General features: G+C 67.9%; 13 protein-coding genes, 1 tRNA gene and 1 pseudogene. 9 read left to right on the top strand and 6 right to left on the bottom strand.

The window, feature by feature from the left end:
* Window positions 1–28 precede the first annotated feature (28 nt).
* Together ygiD and DMB66_RS09415 are read right to left on the bottom strand one after the other, a co-directional pair.
* Window positions 29–910, bottom strand: a complete 882-nt coding sequence (ygiD, locus tag DMB66_RS09410) for a 4,5-DOPA dioxygenase extradiol (protein ID WP_233624417.1) — start codon at window positions 908–910, stop codon at window positions 29–31.
* A gap of 90 nt (window positions 911–1,000) precedes the next feature.
* Entirely contained in the window at window positions 1,001–2,245 is a 1,245-nt protein-coding gene (locus DMB66_RS09415; RefSeq protein ID WP_125803652.1) for a CdaR family transcriptional regulator, read from the bottom strand.
* A gap of 604 nt (window positions 2,246–2,849) precedes the next feature.
* On the opposite strand from DMB66_RS09415, the pseudogene DMB66_RS65785 reads away from it, so the two are divergent.
* The 6 genes and pseudogenes from DMB66_RS65785 to DMB66_RS09440 form a co-directional block, all read left to right on the top strand.
* Window positions 2,850–3,188: pseudogene (locus DMB66_RS65785) on the top strand (CBS domain-containing protein); the annotation flags it as partial.
* A 214-nt stretch (window positions 3,189–3,402) separates the two neighbouring features.
* Window positions 3,403–3,600, top strand: a complete 198-nt coding sequence (locus DMB66_RS63565) for a hypothetical protein (protein WP_233624419.1) — start codon at window positions 3,403–3,405, stop codon at window positions 3,598–3,600.
* Between the two features lie 206 nt (window positions 3,601–3,806).
* Entirely contained in the window at window positions 3,807–4,565 is a 759-nt protein-coding gene (locus tag DMB66_RS09425) for a CBS domain-containing protein (RefSeq protein WP_125803654.1), read from the top strand.
* A 183-nt stretch (window positions 4,566–4,748) separates the two neighbouring features.
* Window positions 4,749–5,078 carry a TraR/DksA C4-type zinc finger protein gene (locus DMB66_RS09430; protein ID WP_125803655.1) on the top strand — a complete coding sequence of 110 codons (330 nt, stop codon included), beginning with the start codon at window positions 4,749–4,751 and terminating at the stop codon, window positions 5,076–5,078.
* Window positions 5,079–5,240: 162 nt separating this feature from the next.
* Window positions 5,241–6,023 carry a rod shape-determining protein gene (locus tag DMB66_RS09435; RefSeq protein ID WP_125803656.1) on the top strand — a complete coding sequence of 261 codons (783 nt, stop codon included), beginning with the start codon at window positions 5,241–5,243 and terminating at the stop codon, window positions 6,021–6,023.
* Window positions 6,024–6,064: 41 nt separating this feature from the next.
* Window positions 6,065–6,424, top strand: a complete 360-nt coding sequence (locus tag DMB66_RS09440; protein ID WP_125803657.1) for a TraR/DksA C4-type zinc finger protein — start codon at window positions 6,065–6,067, stop codon at window positions 6,422–6,424.
* Between the two features lie 691 nt (window positions 6,425–7,115).
* Here the strand turns inward: DMB66_RS09440 and DMB66_RS09450 are convergent.
* On the bottom strand, window positions 7,116–9,320 hold the full coding sequence (locus DMB66_RS09450) for an ATP-dependent RecD-like DNA helicase (RefSeq protein ID WP_125803658.1): 2,205 nt from the start codon (window positions 9,318–9,320) through the stop codon (window positions 7,116–7,118).
* A 798-nt stretch (window positions 9,321–10,118) separates the two neighbouring features.
* On the opposite strand from DMB66_RS09450, the gene DMB66_RS09455 reads away from it, so the two are divergent.
* Complete coding sequence (locus DMB66_RS09455) at window positions 10,119–10,331, top strand: AlpA family transcriptional regulator (RefSeq protein ID WP_125803659.1); 213 nt, start codon at window positions 10,119–10,121, stop codon at window positions 10,329–10,331.
* Window positions 10,332–10,491: 160 nt separating this feature from the next.
* On the opposite strand, the gene DMB66_RS09460 is transcribed toward DMB66_RS09455, so the two are convergent.
* Window positions 10,492–11,367, bottom strand: coding sequence for a nucleotidyltransferase domain-containing protein (locus DMB66_RS09460; protein ID WP_125803660.1), 876 nt, complete (start codon window positions 11,365–11,367; stop codon window positions 10,492–10,494).
* A 613-nt stretch (window positions 11,368–11,980) separates the two neighbouring features.
* Here DMB66_RS09460 and DMB66_RS65790 point away from each other — a divergent pair.
* Window positions 11,981–12,196, top strand: coding sequence for a helix-turn-helix domain-containing protein (locus DMB66_RS65790; RefSeq protein WP_125803661.1), 216 nt, complete (start codon window positions 11,981–11,983; stop codon window positions 12,194–12,196).
* Window positions 12,197–12,262: 66 nt separating this feature from the next.
* Here DMB66_RS65790 and DMB66_RS09470 read toward each other — a convergent pair whose 3' ends face one another.
* A complete protein-coding gene (locus DMB66_RS09470; RefSeq protein ID WP_233624420.1) occupies window positions 12,263–13,516 on the bottom strand; it encodes a site-specific integrase in 1,254 nt (417 codons plus the stop codon).
* A gap of 167 nt (window positions 13,517–13,683) precedes the next feature.
* Window positions 13,684–13,768, bottom strand: a tRNA-Leu gene (locus DMB66_RS09475).
* Between the two features lie 211 nt (window positions 13,769–13,979).
* Here DMB66_RS09475 and DMB66_RS09480 point away from each other — a divergent pair.
* Window positions 13,980–15,170 (top strand): fibronectin type III domain-containing protein, encoded by a 1,191-nt coding sequence (locus DMB66_RS09480; RefSeq protein ID WP_158647183.1) that lies wholly within the window; start codon window positions 13,980–13,982, stop codon window positions 15,168–15,170.
* Window positions 15,171–15,252: the final 82 nt, after the last annotated feature.

Genomic DNA, 15,252 nt, shown 5'->3' on the forward strand with positions numbered 1-15,252 from the left:
ACCGATCGCGCTCGGGGCGGCCGTGGGGTCAGATGTTGGAACCGTCAGGCGGTAGGTCGGCGGGCGGTTGCGAGGATCCGCCTTCGCCTGCGGCGTCCGGGCAGGACAGGCCGAGGGTGTACGCCGTCATCGACAAGGAGCCGTAGGCGTAGTCGTCGACCAGAACCGACGAGTCCGCCTCCTTGGTAGCTGCGGCCAGACCGGCCAGATACAGCGCGGGAATGAAGTGGTCCGGTGTCGGTACCGCGTGGCGGAAGTCGCGGTGGGCGTCGAGTGTCGCGAACTCGGTCGGGTCGCTCAGCATGCGCACCTTGGCGTCCTCGTCGAAGCGCTGAGCCCAGTCGTAGCCGTCGTCGGTCAGCTTCCAGTCCATCCCGCCCAGGTTGTGCACGATGTTGCCGCTGGCGACGATGAGTACTCCGCGCCGTCGCAGGGCGGCGAGCTTGGCGCCCAGCTCGAGGTGGTAGTCCAAGGGTTTGTTGGCGTTGATGCTGAGCTGCACGACCGGGATCGACGCGTCGGGGAAGGCGTGCACCAGCACCGACCAGGTGCCGTGATCGATGCCCCAGCTGTCGGCGTCGGCGCCGACCCAGGTCGGGTGGACGACGTCACTGACCTCGGCGGCGAGCTCGGGCAGCCCGGGCGCGGGATACTGCACCTCGAACAGCGCCGGGGGGAAGCCGTAGAAATCGTGGATCGTCCGTGGTCTGGGCATCGCGGTGACGGCAGTGGCGTTGATGTACCAGTGCGCGCTGATCACCAGGATGGCGCGGGGGCGGGATGTCACCGCGCCGAAGGCCTTCCACGCGGTGGTGTAGCGGTTGACCTCGAGGGCGTTCCTCGGGTTGCCGTGGCCGATGAACGCGGCGGGCATCAGTACGTCCTGGGGGTTGTGGATGTCTGCGTGCACGTCCGGCCCTCCGCGTTCGCGGTCCGGTCGCACGGCGTGGCGCCGCTTGCCCGGCGGTTGTCAGCGTAGTGCTTGACGGCCTGTCAAGGCTCAGGCAGGAGTGGGCAGGGGCTCCTGCGGCCAGTTGAGGACCTTGGCGCCGAGCACCGCGGCCTGCAGGGTGAAGCGGTGCGCGGGGTCGGCCGGGTCGTAGCCGGTCAGCGTCTTGACCCGGGCCAGGCGGTAGGTGACGGTCCGTACGGACACGTGCAGCCGTTTCGCCGATTCGGTGGCTACCGCACCGGTGGCGAAATAGGCCTCCAGGGTGTCGAGCAGCGGCCCGGCGCCGCCGCGAGCCCGCGTGAGTGGGGTGAGTACCGCCTGGACGAGGTCCACGATGGCGGGTTGGTCGCGCAGCAAGACCCGGTAGATGAGCAGGTCGTGGGCGTTGATGACCGGAGTGTCGGTGTGCAGCCGGCCGGCCATGGTGAGTGCCTCGCGAGCCTCCTCGTAGGAGCGGGCGATGCCGTATACGCCGGGATGGGCGCGGCCGACCGCGACCCGCCACGGACGCCCGCGGCGCAGCCGACTCAACTCGCCGTGCATGAGCCGGCCGAGCTCGTTGCTCGCGTCCAGCTCCGGCGACACCCGGCCCGCCGCTCCAGCGTCGGCCGGTGCCAACACCACGAGCAGGCCGTCCTTGGTGGCGACCAGGACGTCACGGTCGCCGAGCCGGTCGAACATGACCGCCTCCAGGGCACTGATCGCCGCATCGGCGTCCGGCAACCGCCGGCTCGGTGCGGCCAGCGCCACCTGATGCACCCGGGCCAGGTCAAGCCCGAACGGTTCGGCCCGTTCCACTAGAGCTCCCAGGTCGGAGTCGCCGCGCAGCAGATCGTCGATCAGCTCCCGGCGCAGTGACTCCTCGCGGCGCACCAGGTCGCGCCGGGCGAGCGCATAGCCTTCGGCGAGAGTCGCGACCGCGTCGTCGACCACCTGCAGGACGGCCGTCGCGGCCGCGCGCACGGCCTCCCGGTCGCGGGAACGCACCACCATCGGCAGGTCCTGCCATAGCCGCCGCGCTGCGGACAGATAGAGCTGCACTACCTTTCCCGCGGAGATGCCCTGCTCGGCGGCTTGCCGTCCGAGCAGACCGACGGCGTCCAGCTCTCGGCGCTTGGCCCGGCGTCCGTGGGTGGCCGCGTCGGCGAGCAGCGGCAGATAGTCGCCGAGCAACTCCACCGGGACCCCGCCGGCGTCGCGGCTGGCTCCTTCGGCGACGTCGATCAGCCACGCGTCCTCAGGTTCCGGTGTTGCGGGCCTGCGACCGCCGCGCCGCCGAACGTTGTCGGTCATCTCCGCCTCACCTTCGGACCACTGATGCCACCGCACCCCGCCGGCTCGGTTGCCGTCCGCTGTGGCGGGCCGGGCTGGCGACGCTCAGAAGCTCCATCAGCCATTGTTGCCGACCATCGGCAGTCTAGACCCGCCTGGTCTGTGCACCGCGACCCTGCCGAGACCCGGTCCGCCGCGGCGATGATGGAGGCCAACCCGCAGGTCAGACCCGCCGCTCCGGCGTGGGCGCGCGGGCCTCGACGGAACTACCCGGCAGCCGCAAGTCCGTGGGTTCCGAATGGAAGGAGAAGAAACGCCATGCAGGTTCGCAAGTTCCATCTTGTACCGGCCGTCGCCATTACGGCTGTGCTCGTCCTGGCCGTCACCTTACTTCTGGTGCGCGGTCTGGCCGACGCGTTGTTGATGATCGCTGCCGTCGCGGTGCTGGCCGCCATGTACATGCTGCGGCGCTACGCCCGCGCCGAGACGATCTACCACCGCGCCGACGACCAGGCCACGGCACGCCACCGAGAGGCACCACCCCCGGCCCCCGCGACCGCGCGGTCCACACGACCATCGGCGACAGGGAAGGAGCGGCATGACGACCTGGCGGGTACACCATGTGATGACCAGCAAGGTGATCACCGCACCCCACGACGCATCGGTGGCGGAGATCGTCGCCCTGCTGACCGAACGGCAGATCACTGCCGTGCCGATCGTCGACCGGTTCGACGTCGTGCTCGGCATCGTCTCCTGGACCGACCTGCGGAGGAAGATCGACCTCGCCGCACCGGACGACGAAACCCCCGTCGGCTGGTGGCGCCGGCGACTGCCGGCGCAGGTGGAATGGCCGCGGGGCACCGCCGTGGAAGTGATGAACGCACCGGCACTGACCATCGGAGCCGACACGTCGTTGCCGGCCGCCGCCCGGGTCATGTACCGGCGCGGCGTCGGCAGGCTGCTGGTCGTCGACAGCGACAGCAGACTGCGGGGCATCGTCACCAGATCGGACCTCCTGAAGGTCCACGCCCGCTTGGACGCCGTCATCCGGGAAGAGGTGATGCGGCAGGTCGTAGGCCGCACGCCGCAGATCCGGCCCGGGACGGTCCAGACCACCGTCGACGACGGCGTGGTCACCCTTCACCGGGCGTACCACCCACAAGACGACCGCCGTCGCCGTGGCGAGGCTGACCGCGACGGTCCCCGGCGTCACCGACGTCGTCGACCTGCTCACGTTCGACGTCGACGACACCGTCACGGCCGCACCCGAGGCGACCGAGCGTCGCCCGTTCCGCGGTTTGCGGACCGCCCGGCCGCCGGCCCGGTCCCCCCACGCGCTACCGGTGGACCGGCAGCTGACCACGACCAGAGCGTGACCAGCTACGGAACTGGGCGGGGACCGACATCAGGCCGCGCACTGGTTGTTGCCGACGATCGGCAAACAACGAGGAGAAAGTTCGCCGTCGCGGACCGTAGTCGGCCCGCGCCCCCGCAACGATAATTGACGTAGCAAATAAATCTGTTGAATAGGACTGCGGTACGGGTGCCCGCCCGGCCTTGGACAGTCCGGGGAGGTGCCGAGATGCAGTGGCAGGTCGAAGACGTCATGACACGCGAGGTGATCACCGTGGGTGTGGACACCCCGGTCGGTCAGATCGCGAGTCTGCTCGATCGCGAGGACATCAGCGCCGTACCGGTGACTGCCCCGACGGGCGGAGTACTTGGTGTTGTCTCCCAGGCCGACCTGCTCGTCGGCGTCGCCGACGGCGAGCGGGACAACCCGCGAGGGGGCCGGCCGAAGGGAAGGGCCACGGCTGTGCGAGCGGGGGACCTGATGACCACCCCGGCACTGTCCATCGACGCTGATGCGTCGCTGACCCAGGCGGCCAGGACCATGCAGAGCCGCAATGTCCATCGGTTGCTGGTCACCAGTCCGGAGGGGCGACTGCTCGGCGTGGTGTCCCGCGGTGATCTGCTGCGCCCGTACGCGCGCAACGACGCGGAGATCCGACGCGAGGTCGAAGCGGAGTTGCGTCGCCGGCTGTGGATCCGCCCGGAGCAGGTCGGGGTGCGCGTCCACGAGGGCACGGCCACGCTGACCGGCGCGGTCGGCCGGCACTCCACCGCCGACATCGTCACCCGCGTGGTCACCGCGGTGCCCGGCGTCACGAAGGTAATCAACCGCATCCGGTACGACTTCGACGACGCCGAACTGGTGCGCTCCACCGTCAGCCGCACCCACCCGTTCAGCGCTGAACCGTTCCACCCCGGGAAGCAGCGTCGGCGCGGCCGTATCCCGCTCACCAGGGGCAGCAGGCACAGACAGCGCCAAGAAGCCTGAGCCAACCCGCGCGGCGGAGTCCAGGCGTTCGTCACCTGAATCCACCATCGGCTCGTCCCGTGCACCGGGACGGGCCGCGTACGCCGGTCCTAACCCGGCGAGCCCGAACCTTTGAGGTGCCAGGACGAAGCCGTTCAGCTTCGCCCTTTTCGCTGTCCGGCTTCCGCAATCACAGGATGGATCATGAGCATCGATACCGACGTCCCCGACCACGGCCGCTTCGCGCAGGTGCACGCGTCGCTGAGTGAGGAGTTCGCGCTGCAGACGGCGCGGCTGAGAGAGTTCACGCAGCTCGACGCCGACACCGGCGACCCCGGCGAGGCGTACCAGCGGGCGGCACTGCAGGCTGTCACCCGGCGCGCGCTGGAACAGATCACCGGCGCGCTGCACCGGATCACCGAGGGCACCTACGGACGCTGCGAGAAATGCGGCACCTCGATCCCCGCCGAGCGCCTGGCGGTGCTTCCGCACGCCCGGTTCTGCGTGCCCTGCCAGCAACGACACAACGGGTAGACGTACCGGGGCGGCACTGGTTGCCGATCGTCGGCAACCAGCACCGGCTGTTCTTCTCCGGTCACTCATCCTGCACACCCGCCGCCGATCAACAACGATGGAAGCCCGTACCAGCTGAGACCGCGACAACAAGCCGCGGCTCACCCTTCGAAAGGAGCCGGGATGACCGTGCCCGCAACGCCGGCGTCCCCACCCGTTCAGACCAACCGGAACAATGCCGCCGTCGCACCGACGGCGCTCGCCGTGGACCTCGGCAGCCGCACCGTCGGGGTGTGGGCGGCACACCGCGGCACGATCAGCGGCTCCTGGGATGACGAGTCCGCCGCCACCGGCACCCTGGTGCGCCGGGGCCGCGTCGTCGACATCGACGGCTGCGCGAGTCTGCTGACGCACCTCGTCCGCCGCTACCCGCTGCCCGTGCCCGACGGCGCCGTGGTCGTGGCCTGCCGGCCGGTGCTGGCCACCGAGGCCGACCAGGAGGCCACCCGCCGCGTGCTCGACGCCGTCTTCGCACCCACGCGGCTGGTGTTCATCGACACCGTCCGGGCCGCCGCCGTCGGCTCGGGCGCGGCCGCCGGCACCCTGCTGGTCGTCGACACCGGCGCCGAGCTGACCGAGTTCGCCCTGCTGCAGGACGGCCGCGTCCGCGCCGCCCGCCGCACCGAGATCGGCACCCAGGACCTCACCCGCAGCGCCACCGTGGATCTGATCGGCGACAACGTCCTGCGCCACATCGACGACCTGCGCGCGGGCCCCGACGCGTCAGCTGTGGTCACGGCGCTGGCGCGGGGAATCCTGCTGGTGGGTGACGGTGCCGTGCATCCCGGGCTGGCCACCGCCGTCTCCGGCATGCTGCGGGTACGCGTCCACCGGGCGGCCGCACCCCGCACGGCCGCGCTCAACGGCGCCGGCCTGGCCGCGATGTCACTGCTGCGCCACCGCTGACCACCCGTCCACCTTGGAACTCGTGCTCCTGGAGGCATCACATGACCGCTGCGCTGCACGACGCGACCCATCCGTCCGCGGAGCCGATGGAGCTGCTCCGCGCCATGCTGGAGGAACAGTTCGCCGTCCACACCGCCCGGCTGACGCAGCTGACAGTGTACGCCCGCCTGCCTCGGCACGGGGGTTACGACCCCCGGACCCTGGATGGGCTCGCCGAGTCGTCCCGTCAGCGGATCGCCCAGACGGCTCACGCGCTCAAGCGCATGTCCGAAGGCACCTACGGAACCTGCGCGGACTGCCACAAACCGATCCCGCTGGGCCGGCTCCGCGCCATGCCCCACGCCACCAACTGCGCTTTCTGCGAGCGACGCCGTCCGGAAACCCTGGTGAACGAGGGCTGAGGCCGTCCGGGACTGCGGTGTGCCGGGCATCAAGCCAGCCAGCCTCTCCCTCGCCGCAGCCGGAGCCAGCCCGCACGCCACGACGCCCGTCACACTCCGAGCTTCTGCAAGATCCACAACACGATCGCTCGGACCGCGCCCGAGACGGCTTCGGACAGCACGGTGGGCAGGTCCGAGATTTCAGCAATGTCGGGGCGGTGCGCTGGCTCGCGGTCGCGGCTGCCTGGTGAGGTGAGCCGGATCAGGCGACGGCGCTCGACCCGCGCCGCAGAGCGGGGCCCAGATCCCGGCGATGTTCGTCGGCGCCACCGGCAATGACTGGCTTCTCAGGTGTGTGCCGTCGCCAGGCGCCCGATCATGCACCGTTGCCGATGCGGCAACAGACGTCGCACGACGATGAAGCGGCCCAACGGCACGTCGTGGCCCGGCAGCAGGACATTGTCGGGCTCAGCGACATCGGCGACGGTGCACGGGTACACCGCCTGGCCGAGACCCCCGCTCGGTGGTCATGTCCACGACTCCCCGGCCTGCTCGACACCGCTGCAGGTGCTACGTGAGCCGCCAGCCTCAGGACGCCGCCATCCCGAAGATTCAGGCCGGGCGCAGGTTCAAAGGCAGCACTGCGTCCATGACCAGTTCTGTATTCACGGGCGCCCAACAACAGCACGCGCACGGATGATTCTCCAGTCGCCTATGTGCTGAGGCGGTGGGTGAGGGCGGTGTGGCGACGGCCGGCGCCGACGGTCCGCACCGCGGCGGCGAGGGCGCGGCGGGAGCCGACCAGGACGACGAGTTGTTTGGCACGGGTGATGGCGGTGTAGAGCAGGTTGCGTTGCAGCATCATCCAGGCGCTGGTGGTCAGCGGGATGACCACTGCGGGGTATTCCGATCCCTGGGAGCGGTGGATGGTCATCGCGTATGCGTGGGCCAACTCGTCGAGTTCGTCGAAGTCGTAGTCGATCTGTTCGTCCTCGTCGGTGCGTACGGTCAGGGTTTGCTCGTCGGGGTCGAGGGCCGTGACGACGCCGACGGTGCCGTTGAACACGCCGGCCTGGCCCTTGTCGTAGTTGTTGCGGATCTGGGTGACCTTGTCGCCGACCCGGAACACCCGGCCCCCGGCCCGCCGCTCCGGCGCACCCTCCCGGGATGGGGTGAGCCGTTGCTGCAGCAGCGTGTTGAGGGCGCCGGACCCGGCCGCACCGCGGTGCATGGGGGTGAGGATCTGGATGTCGCGGCGCGGGTCAAGACCGAACTTGGCCGGGATACGGGTATACGCGACGTCGACGGTCAGCTCGGCCGCGGCTTCGGTGTCCTCGCACGGGAACAGGAAGAAGTCCCGCATCCCCTCGAGGATCGGCGGGCGGCCGGCGTTGACCCGGTGCGCGTTGCTGACCACCCCGGAGTCGGCCGCCTGCCGGAACACCTTGGTCAACCGCACCCGCGGGATGCTGTCGGCCGCCAGCAGATCGCGCAGCACCTCCCCGGCACCGACCGACGGCAGCTGGTCGACGTCGCCGACCAGCAACAGATGCGCGCCCGGCGGGACCGCCTTGATCAGCTTGTTCGCCAAGATCAGGTCCAGCATGGAGGCCTCGTCCACGACCAGCAGGTCGACGTCGAGGGGGTTGTCCCGGTCGTAACTGGCCTCGCCGCCGGGTTGCAGCTGCAGCAGCCGGTGCACCGTCGCGGCCGGCTGGCCGGTCAGCTCGGCGAGGCGTTTCGCCGCCCGCCCGGTCGGCGCGACCAACAGGACCTTGGCTTTCTTCGCCGCGGCGAGCTCCACGATCGAGCGAACAGTGAAGCTCTTGCCACAGCCCGGCCCGCCGGTCAGCACCGCCACCTTCGACGTCAACGCCAGCCGGACCGCTTCCTCCTGCTCGGGCGCCAGGTCGGTGCCCGTGCGCACCTTCAGCCAGGCGAGGGCCTTGGCCCAGTCCACGCCGGCGAAGTGCGGCATCCGGTCGGCCCGGCCGTGCAGCAGGGCCAGCAGCGCGTTGGCCAGGGAGATCTCGGCCCGGTGGAACGGGACAAGGTAGATCGCCTGCTCTTCGTCCTCGGGGAACCTCTCCCGGACAACGCCCTCCTCCGCGACCAGGTCGTCCAGGCAACGCGCAGCCAGGCCGCCGGGCACGTCGAGGATCTTGGTGGCTTCCGCGACCAGCTGGTCGGCGGGAAGGTAGCAGTGGCCGTTGTCGGTGGCCTGCGACAGCGTGTACTGCAAGCCGGCTTTCACCCGTTCGGGGCTGTCGTGCGGAATCCCGACCGCCTGCGCGATCGTGTCGGCCGTCTTGAACCCGATCCCCCACACGTCCGCGGCCAACCGGTACGGCTCGGTCTTCACCACGTCGATCGACTTCTCGGCGTACTTCTTGTAGATCCGCACCGCGATCGACGTCGACACCCCGACGCCCTGCAGGAAGACCATCACCTCCTTGATTGCCTTCTGCTCCACCCAGGCCGCGGTGATCTTCGCCGTACGCTTCGGGCCCAGCCCCGGCACCTCCGCCAGCCGACCGGGCTCCTCCTCGATCACCCGCAGCGTGTCCTCGCCGAAGTGCTCGACGATCCGCTCGGCGAACACCGGCCCGATCCCCTTGATCAGTCCCGAGCCCAGGTAGCGGCGGATACCCTGAATCGTCGCCGGCAACACCGTGGTGTACGAGACGACCTCGAACTGCCGGCCGTACTGCGCGTGCGACGACCACCAGCCCCGTAACCGCAGGCTCTCCCCCGGCTGCGCCCCCAACAACGCACCCACCACCGTCAACAGGTCCGAACCGCGGCCGGTCGCCACCCGGGCCACTGTGTACCCGGTCTCCTCATTCACATACGTCAACCGCTCCAGCACCGCCTCCAACACCTGCGGCGCCGGACGGGACGACCCACCCGCCGACACGCCCCCATCCTGCCCTGCCACCCAGCAACGAACGAAAGCCGGAAGACCTACAGAACCAATCACCCGGCCACGGCACGTCGAGCCGACGTTTCCACCCCGATTGCCAAACAGCTACGCGCTGGGCGGGTCGTTCCCCAAGACCACAGGAATCCTGCAGACAGTGACTGGCCAGACGCCGCCTATAGCATCCTAGGAACCTGGACCAGGTCATCTAACGCTGCTGGAGCAACAAATCTTCGGGGCATTTCGGGAGCTCGACGCATAACCCAATTCTTAAAAATAGAGCACACTGATACATTCTCAGTCGCACTCCGATGGCACGGATGGAATCATAGAACCGCAGGAGCAACACGCGGTCAAGCCTAATGAGCTACCCTCCACGGGGTCAGAATGAGTGCACGGACCAGCCCTTTGCCGTTGAAAACCAACTCACATCAGCTGATCTACCTCGCTGGGACAATTCCCGTTCAGGTCGGCCTTCCCGGCGGCGACTACATCAGTCGATTCACTCGTCTCTCGCCCTTTAGCTCAAACGTCGACAACCCGATCGAGTGTCATCCACCAGTTGCCGCCCGTTGACCTACGCGCCCTCGCCGAACCCTCCGCCGCCATCCTCATCCATGACCCTGGTATTACCGATGCGCTCACCCCGAGGCATATGCGCTTTCCAAGATCACAAATGCGGCTCGCGTCAATCACTCCGGAGTTGATATCCGACTTGGCGCCTCAGCACCTAGCCTGGTTTTAATGCATCGTCGACCACCTAACGTGATGAGACACGTTGAAAAGAGGGCAGCGATGAGCGACACCACCGACCGATCAGGCGTCGATGAGATCCTCACCCTTGACGAAGTCGCCAAGATCCTAAAGATCCCTATCGGCACGCTTAGGAAATGGCGCTCCAACAGCGAAGGACCGAAGGGTTTCCGCGTCGGCAAATACGTACGCTACCGACGCTCCGCCGTCGAACAATTCGTGTCCGAGCGGGAGAGCAAGGAAAACGACTTGTAACAAGGCGCTCTAACACTGACGCCCTACCAACAACAGCCAACAAGACGCGCCAACGAGTGGGCGAACCAATAACCTGCCGGGTAACACCCGTCGGCAGGCTCCACTCGGTGTAGGAGTTTCAGCAGCTCAGCACCACTATACGTCACGTCAGCGAGCGACTTCAGGCTGCCAGCCAATTTAATTGGTTCAGCTTCGACACGGAGACCGGAACCACCCTCAGCGCGTGGAGATCACCGCGTTTTACCGGGTGGACTACTTCGATCCATTCGCGGCCACCGCCGTCGGCCAAGGCCCACTGCATCCCTCGCAAATACCGCAGATCAAAGCCCGCGTAGTACAGCGTCCTGCCGACACGGACGTTGCGCCCGTGCAAACGCAGCTCCGCCGGATCGACGCCCCGATCGATCAAGTAGGCAAACACTGCACCGGCCGAGCGATACAAAGGGCTGGACTCCGGCCAACGACCCCACAGGTGTTCCTCGACCACTGGATGCAGGAGGTGACGGATCTCCGGCTCAGGGAGCGTCAGCCGCTCCACTACGATCGCGCCGCTATCGATGGCCTCAACGAAGTGCTCGCGGTGCAAACGCGGCAGCCACCTGTCCAGCCCTTCGAACTGCGGTAGCATCGCGTGCCGCTCCGCCCTGCCAGCTGCCGGATCCGCCTTGATCGCGTGAAGCCGCTCCAGCGCAGTGCTCAAGTCGTCGCCACGACGCCACAACAGCGTCATCGGGAAGTCGGCCCTCTCGTGGCCGTTGAAGATGAACTGCACGCCGCGCTTGTGTCCCACCAACGGCCGACGCAGTGGGACGTACCCGTCGCGCCCGTCGCTTATCGCGTCAACGAACGCCGAGGACCACTCCCAGTCCTTGTCGAACTCCACGTCCAGGTCGACGTCGCCCGGCTGCAGAGCGCCCCGCGCGAAGGATCCGAAGACATAAACCTCCCGGATCAAGCTCAGTGGTCGCTCCCCCCGGCCCTCCAGCAGATGCCCCAGCACGTCCTCGACCAGCGCCACCGCCCGCGAGCGCTCCATGGACTCCCCACCTCCCGTTGTCAGCCGCAGCTCCGCAGGTAGACCGAACCACGCGGAAGCGAGCCTGGGCAGGCCAATACGGGTTGCCTGCCCAGCCTCGCCCTCGCCGACGGCGTGCATTGTCGTGAACACCCTGACTCAAGAAAAGGGCACGTACCGCGGAGCGCGGTTCGCTCCTTCATCCTCAGCCAGGAACCGCCACAGCTGAAGATGTCTCCGGTAGTCCGGGGTTGTCCCACCTTCACCACAGCCAGGAACGGCCGCCGAGCACGGTGGGCTATCGCCGCCGACCCTCCGCTCACGCACACCGACCGACACCCATCTGAACATGGCGTGGCCGCTGTCTACAACGGACGCGCCGGCTCGTCGACACTCGGGCGGACGGTGTATGACGTGATTCGGTCACATTCGTATTTCTCGGCGAATGCCTGTCCCTGCAAGTCCGCGCCGCTTTGATCGAACGTCTTTTTCTCTGCGGTTGTCTCCTTACCGCATCTCAACGGGACAACTCCAGACAACTATCCACGCCATTCTTCCGCTGCGATCATGGATGTTGGTCAGTTAGCCACCGGCCTACCGCCACCCGGCCGGCACCGAACCCGAGGAGGAGGTGATGGACAAGCAGTACACCTACGCCGAGGCGGCCATCGTCCTGCGGGTCGCCGAAAGCACTCTGCGAAGGTGGGTCTCGAAAGGGCAGATGCCCTGTCACCGGGCCGGCCGGCTGGTGCGCTTCACGGAGGCAGACCTCACCGCAGCCTTGAAGCCATCACCTGCCACCGACTCAAAGAGGCCGCTACGCCGCGCGGGCCGACGCCAGCACCGATAGCGCCGACCGCCCTGCACTCGCACATCCGAAGCAGCGCCGCCCCGTCGAGGGCGGCGCTGCTGTCTACTACACGCCAGGACGGTAGGTGTCGGCTCCGGCACCTCGGGGAGCGAACGGGCCGACCTCCAGGCCCACCAGTCCAGAGACGGCTTCCTTAACCTTCGGGTGATGCCGGCGGGTGCTGTGCACGTAGATGTCGAAGGTTGTGCTCACCCGCTTGTGACCGGCGATCGTCCGCAGCGTCATCAGATCCACGCCCTCGGAAGCCAGCCACGTCAGCAGCGAGTGCCGCAACCCGTACATCGTCATGCGCTTGCGCAAACCCTTCGCCTCCGCCAGCGCACGGATCTTCTTCCACCGGTCGTCGTAGAAGACCTCGTAGCGCCAGTGCCCTCCCTTGGGGGCGGTGAAAACGAACGCGTCTCGGCCCTTGCCGCCGCAGCGAACCTCCAGGACTTTCATCACCTGATCCGGCACGGGAATCTCCCGATAGCCGTCCTTGGTCTTCGGCCGCGCGATCACCTTCCACTTGAAGTTCTCCTTGCGCAGCACCTGCATGATGCTGACCGTGCCACGGTCAAAGTTCACCGCCCGTACCGGCAGCCCAGCCGCCTCACCCCAGCGCATGCCCGTGGCCAACAGCATCAACAGCAGATCAGCCGCGCTCGGGTCGACCTCGTAACCGGCCTCGATGACGAACGCGGCCTCCTGCTGATCCTCAACGATCTCCCGCTCCGGACGGTTACGCTCCGGCAGCTTGAGACCCTTGAGAGGGTTGTACGTCCGCAGCGGCGGCTCGTCGTCCTCACCAGGCAGGCAGGCTGCCTCGAAGATCGGTGACACGGTCTCGCCGCGGATGTTTTGGATCGTCTTCGCGGACAGCCGCTTGGCGAGCAGCCCTTCCTGCCACAGGCGCATCTCCCGCCGGGTGATCTCCACGATCGGACGTTCCCCGATGACCGGGAAGACATGCACCCGCAGACGCTCGAGGTATTTGCGCTTGGTCTCCGGGTTCGGCTTGACCAGCCGGTCGAGGTACTCCAGCGCGAACGCCTCGAACGTCACAACCGGCTGCGGCTCCTCGACCGGCGCCGGTGACACGACGGCGCCCGGCACGAGATAGGCGAAACCTTTCGCGATCAGCACGTCGGCCGGCGGCCACTGGTGCCCGTACACCTCGACCAAAGCCTTGAACTGCTTCGCGTCCGTGTGCACGTCGAAGGTGGTGCCGTCCTGGGCACCGGTTCCTCCGGTACGCCACTTCACCCGATAACTGGTGGTCTTACCGTCCTTGGTCTTTCGGGTCTCGATGGAGGCCATCGCGCTGTCTCCCAGCTGCCATGGCGACCCCTGCCGTTGCCAGAAACGAGCCCCGCCAGAAGGCGATGTTCCCACCGTGTTCCCACGGCGACCCTGCTCCGGAAACGATTACGGCCGCCGACCATATAATCGCTGGTCAGCAGCCACATCACATAGACAAGTATCTGTGTCCGGAGGGGGACTTGAACCCCCACGTCCGATAAAGGACACTAGCACCTCAAGCTAGCGCGTCTGCCATTCCGCCACCCGGACAAGGTGAGCACAGCATAACCAGGCCGACCTGCGGCTTGCACCCGCAACCGGCTGCCCGGCGGGCTGCACAGAAGAAGACTGTACACGCCCCGAACCCGGCCCTCACCGGCCACCCCTGGCCCGGACATACCGGCACAGCTCGCGGCGGGACGCGGCACTTCGTGACTGCCCGTACTGGCGTCGCCGCATCGTTGCGGGCAGCATGGCCTGCGTGTCTCAGCCGTCCCCGCTTCTCGCCGCCCGGCAGCGTGCGCAGGCCCTCGCCGATTCCGGCGATCTGGGTCAGGCGCGCGCTGTGCTTGAGCATGCCGTCGACCTGGGCCGGGCCAATCTCGGCGAGGATGACCCTGACGTGCTTCTTACCGCACAGCAGCTTGCCGCCGTCCATCAGCGGGCCGATGATCCGTCCGCCGCTCGCCGGGTGCTCGAGGAGGCCTACGCCGCCGGGCAGTGGCGGCTCGGTGACACCGATCCGGTCATGCTGGGAATCTCGTTCGACCTCGGCGTGGTCGCCGAGGAGATGGAGAACCGGCACGAGGCCCGGCGCGCTTTCGGCCGGGTGGCCGCGCACGGCCCGGCCGTGCTCGGCGCCGATCACTGGGCCGTCGTCCGTGCGCGCTCCTACCTGGGTGAAGAGCCCGCGACGGTGCGCATGGAGGTGCCCGCCGAGCAACTGCGACGTTTCCAGCGCGCGACCCAGGACCAGCAAGCACCGGTACGCCCTCAGCCGCCCGTGACGGAGCCCCCGCCCCCGTCGGTCCCCGAACGGCCGAGTCACCCCGTACCCCCTGCATTTGAAGGGCCTGGGCCGCCGCCGGCCGGAGGTTTTCCGAGCGACGGCTACCCGCCGCTGCTCGAGCCCGGTTACTCCGGGCAGGCCGGCTACGAGCAGCCGCACCCGATGCCGCAGATCGCCTCCGCGCCACCTGTCGCCGCGCCCGTGCCGGCAAAAAGTGGCGATTCGGCGTACTCGCGGAGGGCTCCCGCCATTTTCGCGGCGATCGCCGCGGTTTGTGGGGTGATCATCGCCGTGGTCGCGCTGGTGGTCGTGCTGGCCGATCGCGGTGACGATCCGGCCTCTGATGTGCCAACTCTCAGTGGGCCCGCCCCTAGCGATGTGCGCATGCGTGATTACGGATCGTCGGTCAAGCTGTCCTGGGCCGATCCCGCCAACGGTCGCGCCTCGTTCGTGGTCACCGGTGGGCGCCCCGGCGAACAGCTGCGGCCGATGGGTCAGGTCGGGCCCACCTCGACCTCTTTCGATCTCAACGGCCTCAACGCTGACCTGGACTATTGTTTCGCGATCGTGGCCGTCTACACCACCAGTCAGTTCGCTACCTCGCCGCAGCTCTGCACCAGTCGGTCGCCGGGCTCCGGCGAGCCCACGCCGAGCAAGCGATGATCACTCTCGGCGATCATCACTATCCACAACCGTGACTCGCCGGGTGTCCACAGCAGCCGCCGTCCCCCTATGATGGCCAGCG

Source organism: Actinoplanes sp. ATCC 53533, assembly GCF_003947245.1.